20 protein-coding genes are annotated in these 18,720 nt (G+C 60.7%); 16 read left to right on the top strand and 4 right to left on the bottom strand.

Features of this window, described 5'->3' with window-relative positions:
- The 5 genes from H7A77_RS09685 to H7A77_RS09665 form a co-directional block, all read left to right on the top strand.
- Positions 1–278, top strand: a 278-nt coding sequence (locus H7A77_RS09685) for an urease accessory UreF family protein (protein WP_304621569.1), incomplete at its 5' end; no start/stop codon positions are given.
- 19 nt (positions 279–297) lie between these two features.
- A complete protein-coding gene (gene ureG / locus H7A77_RS09680; RefSeq protein WP_033651013.1) occupies positions 298–933 on the top strand; it encodes an urease accessory protein UreG in 636 nt (211 codons plus the stop codon).
- Positions 930–1,877 (top strand): urease accessory protein UreD, encoded by a 948-nt coding sequence (locus H7A77_RS09675; protein ID WP_089191212.1) that lies wholly within the window; start codon positions 930–932, stop codon positions 1,875–1,877. Before ureG ends, H7A77_RS09675 begins: the two co-directional genes overlap by 4 nt.
- A gap of 19 nt (positions 1,878–1,896) precedes the next feature.
- Positions 1,897–2,874, top strand: a complete 978-nt coding sequence (gene yut / locus H7A77_RS09670) for an urea transporter (RefSeq protein WP_164120074.1) — start codon at positions 1,897–1,899, stop codon at positions 2,872–2,874.
- 40 nt (positions 2,875–2,914) lie between these two features.
- A complete protein-coding gene (locus H7A77_RS09665) occupies positions 2,915–3,958 on the top strand; it encodes a HoxN/HupN/NixA family nickel/cobalt transporter (RefSeq protein WP_052133748.1) in 1,044 nt (347 codons plus the stop codon).
- Between the two features lie 73 nt (positions 3,959–4,031).
- Here H7A77_RS09665 and H7A77_RS09660 read toward each other — a convergent pair whose 3' ends face one another.
- Both H7A77_RS09660 and fadE read right to left on the bottom strand, forming a co-directional pair.
- Entirely contained in the window at positions 4,032–4,184 is a 153-nt protein-coding gene (locus H7A77_RS09660) for a Hok/Gef family protein (protein WP_004930217.1), read from the bottom strand.
- 289 nt (positions 4,185–4,473) lie between these two features.
- Entirely contained in the window at positions 4,474–6,930 is a 2,457-nt protein-coding gene (fadE, locus tag H7A77_RS09655) for an acyl-CoA dehydrogenase FadE (RefSeq protein ID WP_004930218.1), read from the bottom strand.
- A 246-nt stretch (positions 6,931–7,176) separates the two neighbouring features.
- Here fadE and lpcA point away from each other — a divergent pair, with 246 nt between their 5' ends.
- A complete protein-coding gene (gene lpcA / locus H7A77_RS09650) occupies positions 7,177–7,758 on the top strand; it encodes a D-sedoheptulose 7-phosphate isomerase (RefSeq protein WP_004930220.1) in 582 nt (193 codons plus the stop codon).
- A 103-nt stretch (positions 7,759–7,861) separates the two neighbouring features.
- On the top strand, positions 7,862–8,665 hold the full coding sequence (locus H7A77_RS09645; RefSeq protein ID WP_019454310.1) for a class II glutamine amidotransferase: 804 nt from the start codon (positions 7,862–7,864) through the stop codon (positions 8,663–8,665).
- Here H7A77_RS09645 and dpaA read toward each other — a convergent pair.
- Positions 8,600–9,367, bottom strand: coding sequence for a peptidoglycan meso-diaminopimelic acid protein amidase (gene dpaA, locus H7A77_RS09640; RefSeq protein WP_033641973.1), 768 nt, complete (start codon positions 9,365–9,367; stop codon positions 8,600–8,602). The two genes, H7A77_RS09645 and dpaA, sit on opposite strands and share 66 nt — an antisense overlap.
- 552 nt (positions 9,368–9,919) lie before the next feature.
- Between dpaA and H7A77_RS09635 the strand changes: the two genes are divergently transcribed.
- The 9 genes from H7A77_RS09635 to H7A77_RS09595 all read left to right on the top strand — a co-directional run bounded on the left by H7A77_RS09635 (position 9,920) and on the right by H7A77_RS09595 (position 17,625).
- A complete protein-coding gene (locus tag H7A77_RS09635; RefSeq protein ID WP_033651017.1) occupies positions 9,920–11,269 on the top strand; it encodes a Na(+)-translocating NADH-quinone reductase subunit A in 1,350 nt (449 codons plus the stop codon).
- A 3-nt stretch (positions 11,270–11,272) separates the two neighbouring features.
- Positions 11,273–12,514, top strand: coding sequence for an NADH:ubiquinone reductase (Na(+)-transporting) subunit B (locus H7A77_RS09630; protein WP_016928991.1), 1,242 nt, complete (start codon positions 11,273–11,275; stop codon positions 12,512–12,514).
- Positions 12,504–13,298 carry a Na(+)-translocating NADH-quinone reductase subunit C gene (locus H7A77_RS09625; protein WP_033641975.1) on the top strand — a complete coding sequence of 265 codons (795 nt, stop codon included), beginning with the start codon at positions 12,504–12,506 and terminating at the stop codon, positions 13,296–13,298. Before H7A77_RS09630 ends, H7A77_RS09625 begins: the two co-directional genes overlap by 11 nt.
- Positions 13,291–13,920 (top strand): NADH:ubiquinone reductase (Na(+)-transporting) subunit D, encoded by a 630-nt coding sequence (locus tag H7A77_RS09620; protein WP_004930232.1) that lies wholly within the window; start codon positions 13,291–13,293, stop codon positions 13,918–13,920. The genes H7A77_RS09625 and H7A77_RS09620 overlap by 8 nt, the downstream gene beginning before the upstream one ends.
- A 6-nt stretch (positions 13,921–13,926) precedes the next feature.
- Positions 13,927–14,523, top strand: a complete 597-nt coding sequence (nqrE, locus tag H7A77_RS09615) for an NADH:ubiquinone reductase (Na(+)-transporting) subunit E (RefSeq protein ID WP_004930235.1) — start codon at positions 13,927–13,929, stop codon at positions 14,521–14,523.
- A 15-nt stretch (positions 14,524–14,538) separates the two neighbouring features.
- Positions 14,539–15,762, top strand: a complete 1,224-nt coding sequence (gene nqrF / locus H7A77_RS09610) for an NADH:ubiquinone reductase (Na(+)-transporting) subunit F (protein WP_033634097.1) — start codon at positions 14,539–14,541, stop codon at positions 15,760–15,762.
- A complete protein-coding gene (locus tag H7A77_RS09605) occupies positions 15,763–16,794 on the top strand; it encodes an FAD:protein FMN transferase (protein ID WP_033651019.1) in 1,032 nt (343 codons plus the stop codon).
- 7 nt (positions 16,795–16,801) lie between these two features.
- The gene (gene nqrM, locus H7A77_RS09600; protein WP_016928987.1) at positions 16,802–17,029 is read left to right on the top strand and encodes a (Na+)-NQR maturation NqrM; all 228 of its coding nucleotides are present in this window, start codon (positions 16,802–16,804) and stop codon (positions 17,027–17,029) included.
- Positions 17,030–17,205: 176 nt separating this feature from the next.
- Positions 17,206–17,625: a putative T6SS immunity periplasmic lipoprotein gene (locus H7A77_RS09595; RefSeq protein WP_182074096.1), complete on the top strand. Its 420-nt coding sequence runs from the start codon at positions 17,206–17,208 to the stop codon at positions 17,623–17,625.
- Between the two features lie 65 nt (positions 17,626–17,690).
- On the opposite strand, the gene H7A77_RS09590 is transcribed toward H7A77_RS09595, so the two are convergent.
- Positions 17,691–18,587, bottom strand: a complete 897-nt coding sequence (locus H7A77_RS09590; protein WP_072628326.1) for a glycerophosphodiester phosphodiesterase family protein — start codon at positions 18,585–18,587, stop codon at positions 17,691–17,693.
- Positions 18,588–18,720: the final 133 nt, after the last annotated feature.

Genomic DNA, 18,720 nt, shown 5'->3' with positions numbered 1-18,720 from the left:
AGGCGGTAGTGATGACGGCGCTGGGCGCGGGGCCGCGCGAGGTGGCGGTGATGCATCAGTACGGCGTGGCGATGACCATTCTCAGCGCCGCCATGCGCCTGATGCGCGTCACCCATATCGACACCCAACGCATCCTGTTTCAACTCAACCGGGACATCGACGTTTTTTGTGACGAAGCCGAACGCGGCGGCGTTGAACAAATGGCCTCTTACGCGCCGGTGACCGACGTCCTGGCCGCGCTGCACGTCGGCGCATTTACCCGACTGTTCAGCAACTAATGACAAAGGAACGAGCAGAGTGAAGAAAATTACCCGCATTGGCATCGGCGGCCCGGTAGGCTCGGGCAAGACCGCGATTATCGAAGTCATTACGCCGCGCCTGATCGAACGGGGCATCAGCCCGTTAATCATCACCAACGACATCGTCACGACCGAAGACGCCAAACAGGTCAAGCGCACGCTCAAGGGGATCCTCGACGAGGAGAAAATTCTGGGCGTGGAAACCGGCGCCTGCCCGCATACCGCGGTGCGCGAGGATCCGAGCATGAATATCGCCGCGGTGGAGGAGATGGAGGCCCGTTTCCCGGACAGCGACGTGGTGATGATCGAGAGCGGCGGCGATAACCTGACGTTGACCTTCAGCCCGGCGCTGGCGGACTTTTACATCTACGTTATCGACGTCGCCGAAGGGGAAAAGATCCCGCGCAAAAATGGCCCGGGCCTGGTTCAGGCCGACATCCTGGTGATCAACAAAATCGATTTGGCGCCGTACGTCGGCGCCAGCCTGGCGGTGATGGAACACGATACGCGCGTGGTGCGCGGCGAGCGGCCTTATATCCTCACCAACTGCAAAACTGGCGAAGGCATCGACGAACTGGTGGACATGATCATGCGTGATTTCCTGTTCACCCACGCGCCGTCGGCGGCGTTATGACGGCCGTCAGCGAAGCGGCGAGGCGCGTGGCGCAACTCGGCGCCGACGCGCCGGAGTTGGCCGCCTACCAGGACGAACCGCCGCAGATGGCCAGCGGCGGCGTGGGCAAAACCGGCTATCTGCGGCTGGGGTTCGCGCTGAACGGGCATCGCAGCGTGCTGCGGCAAATGGAGCGGCGCGTGCCATTTCTGGTGCAGCGGGCGCTGTATTGGGACGAGGCGCTGCCGCAGATGCCGTGCGTATTCGTCATCTCCACCTCGGGCTGCATCTTGCAGGGCGATCGCCTGACGCTCGAGGTGCAGGTCGCCCCCCGGGCCTGCGGGCATGTCACCACTCAATCGGCGACCAAGATCCACGCCATGGAAAATAACTACGCGGCGCAGATGCAGACGCTGACGCTCGAAGAGGGCAGCTATCTGGAGATGATGCCCGATCCGGTGATCCCTCACTGCGGCTCGCGCTTCATTACCGATACCCGCATTACGCTGCACCCCACGGCGACGCTGCTCTATGGCGAGATCCTGATGTCGGGACGCAAACACCATCAGGCGGATCGCGGTTTCAGATTCGACGTTTACTCTTCGCGCATCAGCGCCTGTCGCCCCGAGGGCAACACGCTGTTTGTCGAGCGCTATGTGCTGGAACCGCATAAACACCCGTTGAACGGGGTCGGCGTGATGGGGTCGTTCGATGTGTTCGGCAATGTGATCCTGCTGACGCCGCCCGAGCATCATCAGCGGATCCTCGATCGCATCGCGCCCCGCTATGACGAGGCTGAGGGGATCGCCAGCGGCGTCAGCCGGTTGCCCAATGAGTGCGGGCTGATCTTTAAGGCTTTGGGCAAAGAGGCGCGCCAGGTGAAGGCGGCGATTCGCGCTTTCTGGCGCGTCGCCCGGGAGGAAATCCTGGGCGTGACGCTGCCCGAGCCTTTTATCTGGCGCTAGTCTGCAGCGGGAAGCGGTCATGACGACAAAGTGGAGTTGGGCGGCGTTGTGCGCCCGCAGCCGAATAGCGGCGGTGACGGATGCGGTGCTGCGCGGCTGTTCGCAGGTGATGTTTCAAAATAACCCGTTGACCGGATTATTGTTTTTCATCGCCATTTTCGTGGGCGCCTGGGAAGAGGGGCTACCGCAGGTGGCCTTCGGCTGCCTGCTGGGCGCGGCGACGGCGACGCTCAGCGCGGCGTGGTTGGTGGACGATCGCACAGCGTTGCGCACAGGTCTCTATGGCTACAACGGCTGCCTGGTCGGCGCCGCGCTGCCGACCTTTTTGCTGCCCTCAGTCTGGCTGTGGATCGGCGTGATCTTCAGCAGCGCGATCTCGGTGATCGTCACCGTCGGCCTCAATCGGCTGCTGCGTACCTGGAAGATCGCGGCGCTGACCGCGCCTTTCGTGCTGACCACCTGGACAGTGCTGCTGGCCAGCTACCCGTTCAGCCATCTGCGGCATGTGCGGTTGCCGCCGGCGGCCATCCCGGCCGACGGCGCGGTGTTCAACCCGCATCCCGACCTGGCGGAGGTGTTGAGCGGTGCGTTGCACGGCGTCTCCCAGGTCTTTTTGTGCAGCAGCGTGAGCGGCGGCGTGCTGCTGTTGCTCGGGCTGGCGGTTTCGTCGCCGCGCGCGATGGCGCTGGGTTTTTTCGGCGCCTTGCTGGCGGTGATCACCGCGCTGGCGATCGGCGCCGATCCGCAGGCGGTCTTCGCCGGGCTATATGCTTTCAGCGCGGTGCTGACGGCGGTGGCGCTGGGTTCCGTCTTCAACCCGCCCGGCCGGCGGGTGCTTATCTATACGCTGCTCGGCGTGATTTTCACGGTGCTGGTGCAGGGGGCTTTCAATACCTTGCTGGCTCCGCTGGGGATGCCGTCGTTGACCATGCCGTTCGTGATCGCGTCCTGGGTGTTTTTGAGCGCCAATCCGGCGGTGATCGCGGCGCGGCGCTAATCCATTGATTTCAACATAACGAGAAAACGGGAGTGTGGGTATGGCGGTAATTTCCGAAGGATTGCATGGCGCGGCCCGGCAGCGGGCTGTATCCCTGCTGCTGGGGCTGGTGGCGGTCAACGTCGTTGTCTGGCTGCTGGCGCTGGCGGTGTTCAAAGACAATGCGGCGCTGATGGGCACCGCCTTGCTGGCCTACAGTTTTGGTCTGCGCCATGCGGTGGATGCCGATCACATCGCCGCGATCGACAACGTGACCCGCAAGCTGATGCAACAGGGCAAAACGCCGGTGGCGGTCGGCACCTTCTTCTCGCTCGGCCACTCGACCATCGTGGTGCTGGCCTCGGCCGCCATTGCCGCCACGGCGATGATGTTCAGCCGACAGATGGGCTGGTTTCACGAAACCGGCGGTTTGATCGGCACGCTGGTGTCCGCTCTGTTTCTGCTGACGGTGGCCTTTATCAACCTGCTGGTGCTGATCTCCGTGTGGCGCGCTTTCCGGCAGGTGAAGGCGGGCGAGCTGCCTGCGCATCAATCGCTGGATCTGTTGATGAGCGGCGGCGGTGCGCTGGCGCGCTGCTTCCGCCCGCTGTTCAGGCTGGTGAATCAGAGCTGGCACATGTACCTGGTGGGCTTCTTGTTTGGCCTGGGCTTCGACACCGCCACCGAGGTCGGGTTGTTGGGGATTTCGGCTGCCGGCGCCGGCCACGGCATGAACCTGTGGAGCATCATGCTGTTCCCGGCGCTGTTCGCCGCCGGCATGGCGCTGATCGACTCCATCGACAACTTCGTGATGATTGGCGCTTACGGCTGGGCGTTCTCCAAACCGATCCGCAAACTGTACTACAACATGACCATCACGGCGGCGTCGGTGATCATCGCGGTGTTTATCGGCGGCATCGAAGCGCTCGGACTTATCGCCGACAAGCTGGCGCTGTCCGGCCCGCTGTGGGACGCCGTGGCGCGGCTCAACGATCATCTGGGGGAGATGGGTTATTGGGTGATCGCCGTGTTCATTTTCTGCTGGCTGGTGTCGGTGGTGAATTACCGCCTGCGCGGTTATGACAAGCTGACGGTCAGCGGCTGAAAAGGCGGGTGCTCGTGGATCCTGCCTGACACCATCAGCCAACGGGCGGGGCGAACCCCGCCGTTGGGTTGCCTTACCGTTCGGATTCGTAAGCCAAAGTGGCCGCAACCTCCGAGTCTCCCAACCTGATGCGCAGTTCGCACAGCGAACCGCGGGTTAGCCAGATGAACGCGATCAGCGTCATACAGACGATCACCAGCTTAAGCACGACCCGTTTTTGCTGCATTTTTGACCTCCCTATCCTTGCCTTGCGGCGGGTAAGAGGCTAACCTGATGTTGCTTGGCATCAGAGTGGCCTCGGGTTGATAATATCGACTCGGGGCCTTTCTCTTTCTCTCCTTTGCCAAGGCTCCGGACAGAAAGATCCAGAGCACCCGCTGCGCAGTCTACCCGAACTTCCTTCCCGTGAAATCCGCCGTTGCGCCAACCTGCGGCGCGGTGCGCAGTTCGTGATGCAAGAAAAGAAAAAGGGGCGATGATGATCGCCCCTTGGATGCGTGGAGTAGGAATTGGCGTTAAGCCGCTTCGGTCTGCTGTTGGCGCTTAGACTGCGCCGCCGGCTTTTCCGGCTTGGCGGCCGCCAGCGCATCCGGCGCAAAGTCGTCCACGTTGATGGAGCGCAGGCGGCTCTCTTCGGCTTTCACCAGGATCTTCGCTTCGTCGGCGCTGATCTTGCCTTCTTCCAGCGCGCGCTCCGCCAAACGATCCAGACGGGTGAACGGCAGGTTTTTGCCGGCCGCCTTGCACAGGCGTTCGTGAATCGGCTCGGCGGCCATCACGTCGGCCAGCGCCGCTTCCAGCAGACCGATTGGGTTATGCTCGCTCGGCGTCAGGTACTGGCCGCGTCCCAGACGGCTGCGGGTGGCGGAAGGCACCTGCAGGATCTTGGCCAGCTGATGATCCAGGCGATCGGACGGAGCGGTATGCACGCGGCCGAACGGGAAGACCACGAAGCGCAGCGCGCCGGCGATAAAGCGGTTCGGGAAGTTGCGCAGCAGATCATCCAGCGCCTGTTCGGCTTTATGCAGGCTGTCTTGCACGCCCCAATGTACCAGCGGCAGATCTTCTTTCTGACGGCCTTCGTCGTCAAAGCGTTTCAGCACGGCGGAAGCCAGGTACATCTGGCTGAGGATATCCCCCAGGCGAGCGGAGATGCGCTCGCGGCGCTTCAGGCTGCCGCCCAGCACGCCCATGGAAACGTCCGACAGCAACGCCAGGTTGGCGCTCAGGCGGTTCAACTGCTGATAGTAACGACGGGTCGCGTCCTTGGTCGGCGTGGCGCTGGTGCGGCCGTTGGTCAGGCCCAGCCAGAAGCTGCGTACCTTGTTGCTGCCGACGTGGCCCAGGTGGCCGAACAGCGATTTATCGAAGGCGTTCAGATCGTTGTTCTGCGCCGCCGCCATTTCATCCAGCACATAAGGATGGCAGCGGATCGCGCCCTGACCGAAGATCATCATGGTGCGGGTCAGGATGTTCGCGCCTTCCACCGTGATGGCGATCGGTGCGCCCTGATAAGCGCGAGCCAGGAAGTTGGATTCGCCCAGCATAATGCCTTTACCGCCGGCGATGTCCATGGCGTCAACGATCGACTGCTGGCCGCGGTGCGTACAGTGGTATTTGACGATGGCCGACAGCACGGCCGGTTTCTCGCCCTGCACCAGCGCGTAGGTGATCAGCGAAGCGGCGGCGTCCATCACATAGGTGTTGCCGGCGATGCGCGCCAACGGCTCTTCGATCCCTTCCATCTTGCCGATGGAGATCTTGAACTGACGGCGAATGTGCGCGTAGGCGCCGGTCGCCAGGGCGATGGATTTCAGGCTGCCGGTGGAGTTGGACGGCAGGGTGATGCCGCGACCGACCGACAGGCATTCAACCAGCATGCGCCAGCCCTGGCCGGCCATTTTCGGGCCGCCGATGATGTAATCGATCGGCACGAACACGTCGGTGCCGCGGGTCGGGCCGTTCTGGAACGGCACGTTCAGCGGGAAGTGGCGGTTGCCGATTTCCACGCCCGGCGTGCTGGTCGGGATCAGCGCACAGGTGATGCCCGGGGATTCGTTGTCGCTCAGCAGGCGGTTCGGGTCATGCAGTTTGAATGCCAAACCCAGTACGGTGGCGACCGGCGCCAGCGTGATGTAGCGCTTGTTCCAGGTCAGGCGCATGCCCAGCACCTGCTTGCCTTGCCATTCGCCCATGCACACGGTGCCCACGTCTGGAATGGCACCGGCATCGGAACCCGCTTCCGGGCTGGTCAGCGCGAAGCAAGGGATCTCGTCGCCGCGCGCCAGGCCCGGCAGATAGTGGTTTTTCTGTTCTTCGGTACCGTAATGCTGCAGCAGTTCGCCTGGGCCGAGGGAGTTCGGCACGCCGACGGTGATCGCCAGGATGCCGGAAACGCCGGCCAGTTTTTGCAGCACCATCGCCTGAGCGTAAGGGGAGAATTCCAGACCGCCGTACTCTTTCTTGATGATCATCGCGAAGAAACGGTGTTCTTTCAGGTACGCCCAGAGTTCAGGCGGCAGATCGGCCAGTTCGTGAGTGATCTGGAAGTCGTTGGCCATGCGGCAGGCTTCTTCCACCGGGCCGTCGATAAACGCCTGCTCTTCTTCCGTCAGGCGCGGTTTCGGGTAGCTGTGCAGCTTGTTCCAGTCCGGCGCGCCGCGGAACAGATCGCCTTCCCACCAGGTGGTGCCCGCGTCGATCGCTTCCTTCTCGGTGGTGGACATCGGCGGCATCACCTTGCGGAAGGCGCGCAGCGCCGGCGCGGAGAGCAGAGAGCGACGCACAGAGGAAAGGTTCAGCGGCAGCAGCACGATCGCCAGCGGCAGCAACAGCCAGAAGCTCCACAGGCCGATCGCGCCCATGGCGGCGGTGTACGCCACCAGGATCAGGCTGCTGAGGGTAAGGTTCACTCGGTGGTAGAACACCACGCCGAGGAGAGCCAGTAAAACGACAATACTAAGAACCATCATAAGAAGCTCCGAAGTAGTAAGAGGTCTGACCTGTTGTGTGTATGTAATAGGTTTTAGTACAAGGCAGAATTTTTATCAATGCGTTTACAGTTTAATTACAACTCAGGTCACAAACTGACAGCACCAATCATCAAAAACCTCTCCGCTTCCTTAACCGGCGCGCTGTTTGGCTGAGAATGCTTCTCGCTGTTTCCGCGATCCGGTACACTGCGGAGCGGAAGATTTGACGATAACAAGAGGTTCCTCATGTACCACGACCTTATTCGCAGTGAACTGAACGAAGCGGCTGATACCTTGGCGAAATTTATCAATGACGACGCCAACATCGACGCCATCCAACGCGCGGCGGTGCTGCTGGCGGACTCCTTCAAAGCCGGCGGTAAAGTGATCTCCTGCGGCAACGGCGGTTCCCATTGCGACGCGATGCATTTCGCCGAAGAGCTGACCGGCCGCTACCGTGAAAACCGCCCGGGCTACCCGGCGATTGCCATCTCGGACGTGAGCCATCTGTCCTGCGTCAGCAACGACTTCGGCTATGAGTATGTGTTCTCCCGCTATGTGGAAGCGGTGGGCCGCGAAGGCGACGTGCTGCTGGGCATTTCCACCTCCGGCAACTCCGGCAACATCATCAAGGCCATCGACGCGGCGCGTGCCAAGGGGATGAAAGTGATCACCCTGACCGGCAAGGACGGCGGCAAAATGGCGGGTTCCGCCGATGTGGAAATCCGTGTGCCGCACTTCGGCTACGCCGATCGCATTCAGGAAATCCACATCAAAGCGATTCACATCTTGATTCAGCTGATCGAAAAAGAGATGGTTAAGGCTTGATAGCCTTCGGGGGGGCTGCGGCTCCCCCAGGAATAAGACAGCGGGCGCCGCATGCATGCCGCGCCCGCACAGCGTATGTCAGTGTGGTTAAGGAGTGCTGGCGATGTGTGAACTGCTCGGGATGAGCGCAAACGTACCGACCGATATCTGCTTCAGCTTTACCGGCCTGGTACAGCGCGGCGGCCGCACCGGGCCGCATAAGGATGGCTGGGGCATTACCTTCTATGAAGGGAACGGCTGCCGCACATTCAAGGATCCGCAGCCGAGCTTCAACTCGCCGATCGCCCGCCTGGTGCAGGACTATCCGATCAAGTCTTGCGCGGTGGTGTCCCATATTCGCCAGGCCAACCGCGGCGAAGTGGCGCTGGAAAACACCCATCCGTTTACCCGCGAACTGTGGGGCCGCAACTGGACCTACGCGCACAACGGCCAATTGAAAGGCTATCGCCAACTGGATACCGGCACGTTTCGCCCGGTCGGCCAGACCGACAGCGAATACGCGTTTTGCTGGCTGCTGCATCAGCTGGCGTTGAAATACCCGCGCACGCCGAGCCAGTGGCCGGCGGTGTTCCGCTATATCGGCCTGTTGGCGAGCCAGCTGCGCAAGAAAGGGGTATTTAACATGCTGTTGTCGGACGGGCGCTTCGTGATGGCCTATTGCTCCACCAACCTGTATTGGATCACGCGCCGCGCGCCGTTCGGCAAGGCGACGCTACTGGATCAGGACGTGGAGATCGATTTTCAGCAGCAGACCACACCGAACGATGTGGTCACGGTGATCGCCACCCAACCGCTGACCGCCAACGAAACCTGGCACAAGATTGAGCCAGGCGAGTTCGCGTTATTTCACTTCGGTGAGCGGCTTGTTCTGAGCGAAGGGATTGGTGTTGGGCGTCGGGCTGGTTGACGCGTACTGCGTCATCTGGCCGCTGCTCATCAACGGTTGACCCAGCACATACTGGCCGTTGTCCACGGTCATCATCGGCGGCTGGTGGTTCTTCGCGAAGTAATCATAGCCCGGCTTCAGCTGGCGCCAGAAGGCGATATAGCTGGATGACGCATGGCGCTTCAGGTTCTGTTCGGTCATGCGGAACGGGTAGATGCTGATGTCGACGCGGCTTTGGCCATAGGCGAAGGCGGCTTCGACGTAGCGATAGATCTCATCCATATAGGTGTTGGTCATCGCGTAACAGCCGATCGATTTACATTCGCCGTGGATCATCAGATAAGCGCCGGAATAGCCCTGCGACTTATCGTAATCATTAGGGAAACCGATATTGATCGCCCGATAATACTTGCTGTCGGGTTTCAGATGGCGCGCGTCAACGCTATAAAAGCCTTCCGGACTTTTAAAGTCGCCTTCACGACGTTTAGGACCCAGCCCGCCGGAGAAATTACAGATCGGGAACGTATTGACCAAGCGGAATTCATTGCCCATTTTGGCATACAATTCCAGCTTGCGTTCCTCTTTGAAGATCTGAATATAGACCGGCGACCCCAATAATTGCTGTTTAACTACCGGCGCTTCGGGTACCTGCTCGCTGGCGCTGCAGGCCGTGATCATCGGCATAGAAACAAGCATCGCAAACAACAGCGCGATTTTGCTCATTATTATTCCTGCTTATATTTATCTGCCGGCGCAATGAGATTGGCCAGCGTGCCACTGATTATTGTTTTTACTGCTGCAAAACACCGCCAGATTACCAGCGCGTTTATTTTTAGCAATACGTGATATGTATAAAAAAACGACAAAGCTCGATAAAAGTGAAATGACCGGCAGATTTTAACGATAAGTAGTGAAAAACAGGCGAAATTTAATTGCGTTTGCTTGACACAAGTCACGACGGAACGCAGAACAATGTTGCGAACAATGTTAATATTCTCTCTTCAATTTAACGCGCTGTGGCGATTGAAGCGGCAAGAGTTATGGCATATAACCCGGCCGTTTTGATGGTTATTTGGCTACATGCCGTTAACACATCGACTGTCGCGCAAACAACGGAAGGGGGATTCAAGGGAATGCGCGTTACCCCAGTTTTTCACTGCGAGAAAGTTCATGTTGGGCGTGCCGTTGTGCGCACTGCCCGGCAATCCTGGCATCGTCAGCACCCGCCTCTGGGGCCGGTCAGACGTGTAAACCAAACTACATCGTATAAATCCTATGATTAAGATCAGAAAAGGGTTAGATCTGCCGATAGCCGGAGCCCCGGTTCAGGCGATCCAAGATGGCCCGAACATTCAGCATGTCGCCCTGCTTGGGGAAGAGTATGTCGGAATGCGTCCCTCCATGCTGGTGCAGGAAGGCGATACCGTTAAGAAAGGCCAGGCGTTGTTCGAAGATAAGAAAAACCCCGGGGTTTTCTTCACGGCTCCCGCCAGCGGCCGCATCGTCGCGATTAACCGCGGCGAGCGGCGCGTCTTGCAATCGGTGGTGATTGCGCTGGAAAACGGCGGCGACGATCAGCTCGAGTTTGCGCATTATCCGTTGGGTGAACTCAGCCAACTGCCGCGCGAACAGGTCGAAAGCGAACTGATCGCCAGCGGCCTGTGGACCGCGCTGCGCACCCGCCCGTTCAGCAAAACGCCAAGCCCCGGCAGCGAACCGCGCGCCATTTTCGTCACCGCGATGGATACCCAACCGTTGGCCGCCGATCCGCAGGTGATCATCGCCGAACAGCAGGCGGCGTTTAACGCCGGGCTGGTGGTCTTGGCGCGTCTGACTGCGGGTAAGGTACACGTATGCCACGCCGCCGGCGCCTCGGTTGGCCAGCAGAGCGGCCCGCAGATCGCCTACAGCGAATTTGCCGGCCCGCATCCCGCCGGGCTGGTGGGCACCCACATTCACTTCCTTGAACCGGTCAGCCTGAAGAAAACCGTTTGGCACATCGGTTACCAGGACGCGATCGCCATCGGCACCCTGTTCACCACCGGTAAGCTCGATACCCAACGGGTCGTGGCGCTGGCCGGGCCGCAGGTGGCGCAGCCGACGCTGCTGCGCACCCGCCTGGGAGCCAGCCTCGATGAGCTGACCGCCGGCCGCCTGAAAGAGGGCGAGAACCGGGTGATCTCCGGTTCGGTGCTGAACGGTATGCAGGCCGCCGGGCCGAACGCCTGGCTGGGCCGTTTCCACTCGCAGGTGTCGGTGCTGGAAGAAGGGCGCGACAAAGAGCTGTTCGGCTGGATCGTGCCGTCGCCGAACAAGTTCTCCATTACCCGCACCACGCTGGGCCACTTCCTGAAAAACAAACTGTTCGCCTTCTCGACCACCACTAACGGCGGCGAACGCGCCATGGTGCCGATCGGCAACTATGAGCGGGTGATGCCGCTGGATATTTTGCCGACGCTGCTGCTGCGCGATTTGCTGGCGGGCGACAGCGACAGTGCGCAGGCGCTGGGCTGCCTGGAGCTGGACGAGGAAGATCTGGCGTTGTGCACCTTCGTTTGCCCCGGCAAGTATGAGTACGCGCCGGTGCTGCGCGAGGTGCTGACCAAGATTGAGCAGGAAGGATAACCGATGGGCCTGAAGAATTATTTTGAGAAGATAGAGCATCACTTCACGCCGGGCGGCAAACTGGAAAAGTGGTACCCGCTGTATGAAGCGACCACCACGGTGTTTTATACCCCCGGCACGGTGACGCGCGGCGCTTCGCACGTGCGCGACGCCATCGATTTGAAACGCATGATGATCCTGGTGTGGCTGGCGGTGTTCCCGGCGATGTTCTGGGGCATGTACAACGTCGGCCAGCAGGCGATCCCGGCGCTGCACCATCTGTACAGCGGCGACGCGCTGCAACAGGTGCTGGCGGGCGACTGGCATTATCGCCTGGCGCAGTGGCTCGGCGCCTCGCTGGCGGCCGACGCCGGCTGGGTCAGCAAGATGGTGCTGGGCGCCTGTTACTTCCTGCCGATCTACGCCGTGGTGTTCGTCGTCGGCGGCTTCTGGGAAGTGCTGTTCGCCATTATCCGCAAGCATGAGGTCAACGAAGGCTTCTTCGTCACTTCTATTCTGTTCGCGCTGATCGTGCCGCCGACCCTGCCGCTGTGGCAGGCCGCGCTGGGCATCACCTTCGGCGTGGTGGTGGCCAAAGAGATCTTCGGCGGCACCGGGCGCAACTTCCTCAACCCGGCGCTGGCCGGCCGCGCCTTCCTGTTCTTCGCCTATCCGGCGCAGATCTCCGGTGACTTGGTGTGGACCTCCGCGGACGGTTTCTCCGGCGCGACGCCGCTGGCGCAGTGGAGCGCTGGCGGGGCGCACAGCCTGAGCAACGTGGCCACCGGCCAGTCCATCAGTTGGCTGGACGCCTTCCTCGGCAACATTCCCGGCTCCATCGGTGAAGTCTCCACGCTGATGATCCTGATCGGCGGGGCGATTATCCTGTTCGGCCGCGTGGCCTCCTGGCGCATCGTCGCCGGCGTGATGCTCGGCATGGTGGCTTCCGCCCTGTTGTTCAACGCCATCGGTTCGGACACCAACCCGATGTTTGCCATGCCGTGGTACTGGCATCTGGTGCTGGGCGGCTTCGCCTTCGGCATGATCTTTATGGCGACCGACCCGGTTTCCGCCTCCTTCACCAACAAGGGGAAATGGTGGTACGGCATTCTGATCGGCGTGATGTGCGTGCTGATCCGGGTGGTCAACCCCGCCTATCCGGAAGGCATGATGCTGGCGATCCTGTTCGCCAACCTGTTCGCGCCGCTGTTCGATTATCTGGTGGTGCAGGCCAACATCAAGCGGAGAAAAGCCCGTGGCGAATGAAGCGAAAAACGACGGCATCGGTAAAACGCTGCTGGTAGTGCTGCTGCTGTGTCTGGTGTGTTCAGTGGTGGTGGCGGGCTCCGCCGTCGGCCTGAAGTCCAAACAGCAGGAGCAAAAGCTGCTCGACAAGCAGCGCAATATTCTCGACGTAGCCGGCCTGTTGCAGCCGAAAATGGAGAGCGAGCAGGTCAAGCGCCTGTACAGCGAGCGCATCGAACCGCGCCTGGTGGATCTGAACAGCGGCGAATTTGTCGCCGGCAAGGCGGCGGCGTTCGATCTGGGCGCCGCGCTGCGCGACGACGCCAAAAGCGTGGCGTTGCCCGCGGGCGACGATCCGGCCGGCATCAAGCGCCGCAGCAACCAGGCGGAAATCTACCTGGTGCGCGATGAAAGCGGCCAGGTGAACAAGATTGTGTTGCCGGTATACGGCACCGGTCTGTGGTCGATGATGTACGCCTTCGTGGCATTGGATAACGACGGCAACACGGTCAAGGGCATCACCTACTACGACCAGGGGGAAACGCCGGGGCTGGGCGGTGAGGTCGAGAACCCGTCCTGGCGCCAGCAGTGGGTCGGCAAGCAGCTGTTCGATGACAACGGCCAGCCGGCGATCCGCGTGGTGAAAGGCGGCGCGCGTCAGGGGGACGTACACGGGGTGGACGGCCTGTCCGGCGCCACGCTGACCTCCAACGGCGTACAGCATACGTTTGATTTCTGGTTGGGCGAGCACGGCTTCGGCCCGTTCCTGAAAAAAGTTCGTGAAGGAGCGCTGAAAAATGGCTGATTCCAAAGAGATAAAGCGGGTCCTGCTGGGGCCGCTGTTCGACAATAACCCGATCGCCCTGCAGGTGCTGGGCGTCTGTTCGGCGCTGGCGGTGACCACCAAGCTGGAAACGGCGGTGGTGATGACCATTGCGGTGACGCTGGTGACCGCGTTCTCCAGCTTCTTCATCTCGCTGATCCGTCATCATATTCCCAACAGCGTGCGCATCATCGTGCAAATGGCGATCATCGCCTCGCTGGTGATCGTGGTCGATCAGCTGTTGCGCGCCTATGCGTTCGAGATCTCCAAGCAGCTGTCGGTGTTCGTCGGCCTTATCATCACCAACTGCATCGTGATGGGGCGCGCCGAGGCCTACGCCATGAAGTCGCCGCCGATCGAGAGCTTTATGGACGGCATCGGCAACGGGCTGGGTTACGGGGTGATCCTGGTGCTGGTCGGTTTCCTGCGCGAGCTGATCGGCTCCGGCAAGCTGTTCGGCGTGCCGGTGCTGGAAACGGTGCAGAACGGCGGCTGGTATCAGCCGAACGGCCTGTTCCTGCTGGCGCCGAGCGCGTTCTTCATCATCGGCCTGCTGATCTGGGTGCTGCGCACCCTGAAGCCGGCGCAGATCGAAAAGGAGTAAAGGCCGATGGAACACTATATCAGCCTGTTTGTGCGCGCGGTGTTCGTTGAGAACATGGCGCTGGCGTTCTTCCTCGGGATGTGCACCTTCCTGGCGGTGTCGAAGAAGGTCTCGACCGCCTTTGGCCTGGGCATCGCGGTGACCATCGTGCTCGGCATTTCGGTGCCGGTGAACAACCTGGTCTACAACCTGATCCTGCGCGACGGCGCGCTGGTGGAAGGCGTCGATCTGAGCTTCCTCAACTTCATCACCTTCATCGGCGTGATTGCGGCGCTGGTGCAGATTCTGGAGATGATCCTCGATCGTTTCTTCCCGTCGCTGTATAACGCGCTCGGCATCTTCCTGCCGCTCATCACCGTGAACTGCGCCATCTTCGGTGGCGTGTCCTTCATGGTGCAGCGCGACTACAACTTCGCCGAATCGGTGGTGTACGGCTTTGGTTCCGGCACCGGCTGGATGCTGGCGATCGTCGCCATGGCGGGGATCCGCGAAAAACTCAAGTATGCCAACGTGCCGGCAGGGCTGCGCGGTCTGGGCATTACCTTTATCACCACCGGACTGATGGCGCTGGGCTTCATGTCCTTCTCCGGTGTTCAGTTGTAAAGGCGGGAAGAATTTATGGAAATTATTTTAGGCGTAGCGATGTTCACCGCCATCGTGATGGTGCTGGTGTTGCTGATCCTGTTCGCCAAATCGAAGCTGGTGAACACCGGCGACATCGCGGTGGAAATCAACGGCGATCTGGATAAGAGCTTCCATGCGCCGGCGGGCGACAAGCTGCTCAACGTGCTCTCCAGCCAGGGGATCTTCGTCTCCTCGGCCTGCGGCGGCGGCGGCTCCTGCGGCCAGTGCCGGGTGGTGATCAAAGAGGGCGGCGGCGATATCCTGCCGACCGAGCTCTCGCACATCAACAAGCGCGAAGCGAAAGAAGGGTGCCGCCTGGCGTGCCAGGTGAACGTGAAGCAGAACCTGAAGATCGAGCTGCCGGAAGAGATCTTCGGCGTGAAGAAATGGGAGTGCGAGGTTATCTCCAACGATAACAAAGCCACCTTTATCAAAGAGCTGAAGCTGAAGATCCCCGATGGCGAAGACGTGCCGTTCCGCGCGGGCGGTTTCATCCAGATCGAAGCGCCGGCGCACGACATCAGTTACGCCGACTTCGACGTGCCGCAGGAGTATCGCGGCGACTGGGACAAGTTCAACCTGTTCCGCTACCGTTCGACGGTGAACGACACCACGGTGCGCGCCTACTCGATGGCCAACTACCCGGAAGAGAAGGGCATCATCATGCTCAACGTGCGTATCGCCACGCCGCCGCCGAACAATCCGGACGTGCCGCCGGGCATCATGTCTTCCTATATCTGGTCGCTGAAGCCGGGCGACAAGGTGACCATCTCCGGGCCGTTCGGCGAGTTCTTCGCCAAGGACACCGACGCCGAAATGATCTTTATCGGCGGCGGCGCGGGCATGGCGCCGATGCGTTCGCACATCTTCGATCAGCTCAAGCGTTTGAACTCGAAACGCAAGATCACCTTCTGGTACGGCGCGCGTTCGCTGCGCGAGATGTTCTATGAAGACGACTTCAACCAGCTGCAGGCGGAGAACGAAAACTTCACCTGGCACGTGGCGCTGTCGGATCCGCAGCCGGAAGATAACTGGACCGGCTACACCGGCTTTATCCATAATGTTCTGCTGGAGAACTACCTGAAGAACCATCCGGCGCCGGAGGACTGCGAGTTTTACATGTGCGGGCCGCCGATGATGAACGCCGCGGTGATCAAGATGCTCAAAGATCTGGGCGTCGAAGACGAAAACATCATGCTGGATGACTTTGGTGGCTAAATGCGCGCATTGGCGATGAAGAACTGGCTGACGGGCGTGGCGCTGAGCGCCACCCTGCTGCTGACCGGCTGCGGGCCGGAACAGGTGGACCTGACGGGTAAAACCATGGGCACCTCGTATTCGATCCGTTACGTGACCGGCGAAGATACGCCGTCGGCGCGCGAGATGCAGGCGGAGATCGACAAACGGCTGGAGCAGGTGAACGATCAGATGTCCACCTACCGGCCGGATTCCGAGCTGAGCCGCTTCAACGCCAGCCGCGACATTGACCGGCCGTTCCCGGTTTCGCCGGCCACCGCCGAAGTGGTGCGCGAAGCGCTGCGCATCAACCGCGTCACCGATGGCGCGCTGGACGTGACCGTCGGGCCGCTGGTCAACCTGTGGGGCTTCGGCCCGGAAGGGCGGCCGGACAAAGTGCCGAGCGAGGCGGAGCTGGAGCATCGCCGCGCCTGGACCGGCGCCGACAAACTGTCGGTGCAGGGCAGCGCGCTGGTGAAAAGCATCCCTGAGCTGTACGTCGATCTGTCGTCGATCGCCAAAGGGTATGGCGTGGACGTGGTGGCGGAATATCTGCAGTCCCGGCATGTGAAGAACTACATGGTGGATATCGGCGGCGAGGTGCGCACGCGCGGGCATAACGGCGAACAAAAGCCGTGGCGCATCGCCATCGAGCGCCCGACCGCCGGTACGCAGCAGCAGGCGCAGCTGGTGATCCAACCCGGGGAGATGTCGATCGCCACCTCGGGTGACTATCGCAACTACTTCGAGCAAGACGGGGTGCGCTATTCGCACACCATCGATCCGATCACCGGGCGCCCAATCCATCATCGGTTGGTGTCGATCACCGTGCTGAGCCCGACCTGCATGACCGCCGACGGCCTATCCACCGGCCTGAACGTGATGGGGCCGGAGCGCGGCATGGCGCTGGCCAACCTGCTCGGCATCCCGGTGTTCATGATCGTGAAAACCGCCGACGGCTTTGAGGAGCGTTATTCAGACGCGTTCAAGCCCTATCTGAAAAAGCGTTCGTGAGGTTGCTATGTTGACGGTATTCGCCGCTACCTTCGTGTTGTTTCTGCTGATCGTCGGCGGCATGTCGCTGGGCTATGTGTTCAAACGCAAAAGCCTGCAGGGCAGCTGCGGCGGCATCACCGCGCTGGGCATGGAGAAAGTCTGCGACTGCCCGGAGCCGTGCGATGCGCGCAAAAAACGCGAAGCCAAAGCGGCGCAGCGGCGCGAGCAGTTGGAAAAGCACCGCATTCTGTAGCTGTAGCGAAAACCCGGCCTTGGCCGGGTTTTTTATTTGAGGCCTTGCCGAAAGGCGCATGAACGTTTGGCTGGGCGCGATTAACAATGGCGTGAATTTTCAGGGCGTAACGGATAAAACGATCGCCAGAAAATACGAATATACGCTTTCTCAGTTTCTTAAGCAGAGGTAACAGGATGAACCGCATTATTTTGGTTGGAACACTGGCTTTGCTGCTCGCCGGCTGCATGCACATGAACGATCCGAGGCCAAAAAACTACGCGGCCAACGTCACTGTCGTTGATAACCACGTTTGTGTGCGGGTTCAACCTGAAGGGGACGAGCGCTTGGCCGGCGTCATTATCGAAGAAATCGGCAACGCCAACGCTATCTTAGGCAAGCACTTCACGGATAACGAGATGCCTGCGGTCACCGCGGCTACGTGCATTCCCGACGATAATTATAAATTCGAAGACGGGAAGTCTTACGGGGTATCGGTGACGCTGTTGTCGCCGGATAAACGAAATAAAGGCCTTGAGCCTGCCGCCCGGCTATTCGGCGTTGGGTTTAGTGTTCGCAATGAAAATGGCATCATCCAGGTAGTTCCTGCTCGCTAACGGATGTTGAAAGCCATACGGGCATAAGGTGGGATGTCGAACCGCCTTATGCCGTAGCCGGTTATTTATTTCGCCTTGCGGAAGCTTTTCGCCTCGGCCGGGGAGTTAACCATCACGCCGTCGGCGCCCAGCGCCAGCGCCTGCTGATATTCCTGCGGCGAGTTGACCCCGAACAGGATGATGTGCGCCGGGCCCTGCGAGCGGAAACAGTCCATCGACTCTTTATCCCAGGTCAGAAATGCCTTCGAACGCCCTTCGCCGAGGGTATATTTCTCTACCACCTCCACCTCGCGTTTCAGCTCCAGCCCGTACCAGCGCGGCTGCCGGTTGTCCGGTTTGACGTCGCACTGGTGCGCCATGGTGACGTTGGCCAGCAGCGTGCGGGTCTCGTCGCGGCTTTCAAAGCGCGGGATGGCCGGCGGCAGCGCCTGCAGGTATTTGGCGTCGGTAGAGTAGACGCGGGTGCGGTTCAGGCTGTTGGTGCTTTGCAACGTCGCCAGCAGCGCCTGGCCAAACTGCGCCGGATCGGCGTCCGGGGATTTGATGTCCAGATAAAAGGTGACGTGCGGAAACGCCTTCAGCACGTCGTCGAGCCGCGGAATGCCGATGCCCTGGCCGCGGAACGGGTGGGCGTCACCCTTGGCGAAGGCCCAGCCGGCGTCGGTCTCGGCCAGCTGCGCGGCGGTATAGGCAGAGACCGGGCCCTGCCGGTTGGTCAACGCTTTCAGATCCGAGGGGCGGTACAGCACGATGACGCCGTCTTTGGATTCTTGCAGGGTGATCCAAATGGCGTCGGCGCCGTTTTTCAATGCCGTTTCGATAGCGATGCGGGTGTTTTCCGGCGCATCGGCGGTGCCGCCGCGGTGGGCGACGATCGCCGGCGCATGACCGGCGGCGGCGCTGGCCGCCAGCGCGCTCAGCGACAGCGCGGAAGCCAGCAGCAAATGAGAAAATCTGATCATGTAGGATACCTTGTCGTTATCGTTGTGGAGAGCCGAACGGGATGGCGGAAATCATACTATTGAAAAATTAAGCTTTTTTAACAACGCGGAAATATCTGGCGGAAACGCCGCTTTCCTCGAGCTCCGCGGCCTT

This window comes from Serratia sp. ME47 (genome assembly GCF_903970925.1).
Classification (GTDB): domain Bacteria; phylum Pseudomonadota; class Gammaproteobacteria; order Enterobacterales; family Enterobacteriaceae; genus Serratia; species Serratia ureilytica.
This window is presented reverse-complemented; position numbering and strand designations above follow the sequence as displayed.

What these genes read in the sequence shown, in the direction of transcription:
- H7A77_RS09675 (WP_089191212.1), top strand. Translation starts at nt 930, where the DNA reads ATGACGGCCGTCAGCGAAGCGGCGAGGCGCGTGGCGCAACTCGGCGCC.
- yut (WP_164120074.1), top strand. Translation starts at nt 1,897, where the DNA reads ATGACGACAAAGTGGAGTTGGGCGGCGTTGTGCGCCCGCAGCCGAATA.
- H7A77_RS09665 (WP_052133748.1), top strand. Translation starts at nt 2,915, where the DNA reads ATGGCGGTAATTTCCGAAGGATTGCATGGCGCGGCCCGGCAGCGGGCT.
- H7A77_RS09660 (WP_004930217.1), bottom strand. Translation starts at nt 4,184, where the DNA reads ATGCAGCAAAAACGGGTCGTGCTTAAGCTGGTGATCGTCTGTATGACG.
- fadE (WP_004930218.1), bottom strand. Translation starts at nt 6,930, where the DNA reads ATGATGGTTCTTAGTATTGTCGTTTTACTGGCTCTCCTCGGCGTGGTG.
- lpcA (WP_004930220.1), top strand. Translation starts at nt 7,177, where the DNA reads ATGTACCACGACCTTATTCGCAGTGAACTGAACGAAGCGGCTGATACC.
- H7A77_RS09645 (WP_019454310.1), top strand. Translation starts at nt 7,862, where the DNA reads ATGTGTGAACTGCTCGGGATGAGCGCAAACGTACCGACCGATATCTGC.
- dpaA (WP_033641973.1), bottom strand. Translation starts at nt 9,367, where the DNA reads ATGAGCAAAATCGCGCTGTTGTTTGCGATGCTTGTTTCTATGCCGATG.
- H7A77_RS09635 (WP_033651017.1), top strand. Translation starts at nt 9,920, where the DNA reads ATGATTAAGATCAGAAAAGGGTTAGATCTGCCGATAGCCGGAGCCCCG.
- H7A77_RS09630 (WP_016928991.1), top strand. Translation starts at nt 11,273, where the DNA reads ATGGGCCTGAAGAATTATTTTGAGAAGATAGAGCATCACTTCACGCCG.
- H7A77_RS09620 (WP_004930232.1), top strand. Translation starts at nt 13,291, where the DNA reads ATGGCTGATTCCAAAGAGATAAAGCGGGTCCTGCTGGGGCCGCTGTTC.
- nqrE (WP_004930235.1), top strand. Translation starts at nt 13,927, where the DNA reads ATGGAACACTATATCAGCCTGTTTGTGCGCGCGGTGTTCGTTGAGAAC.
- nqrF (WP_033634097.1), top strand. Translation starts at nt 14,539, where the DNA reads ATGGAAATTATTTTAGGCGTAGCGATGTTCACCGCCATCGTGATGGTG.
- H7A77_RS09605 (WP_033651019.1), top strand. Translation starts at nt 15,763, where the DNA reads ATGCGCGCATTGGCGATGAAGAACTGGCTGACGGGCGTGGCGCTGAGC.
- nqrM (WP_016928987.1), top strand. Translation starts at nt 16,802, where the DNA reads ATGTTGACGGTATTCGCCGCTACCTTCGTGTTGTTTCTGCTGATCGTC.
- H7A77_RS09595 (WP_182074096.1), top strand. Translation starts at nt 17,206, where the DNA reads ATGAACCGCATTATTTTGGTTGGAACACTGGCTTTGCTGCTCGCCGGC.
- H7A77_RS09590 (WP_072628326.1), bottom strand. Translation starts at nt 18,587, where the DNA reads ATGATCAGATTTTCTCATTTGCTGCTGGCTTCCGCGCTGTCGCTGAGC.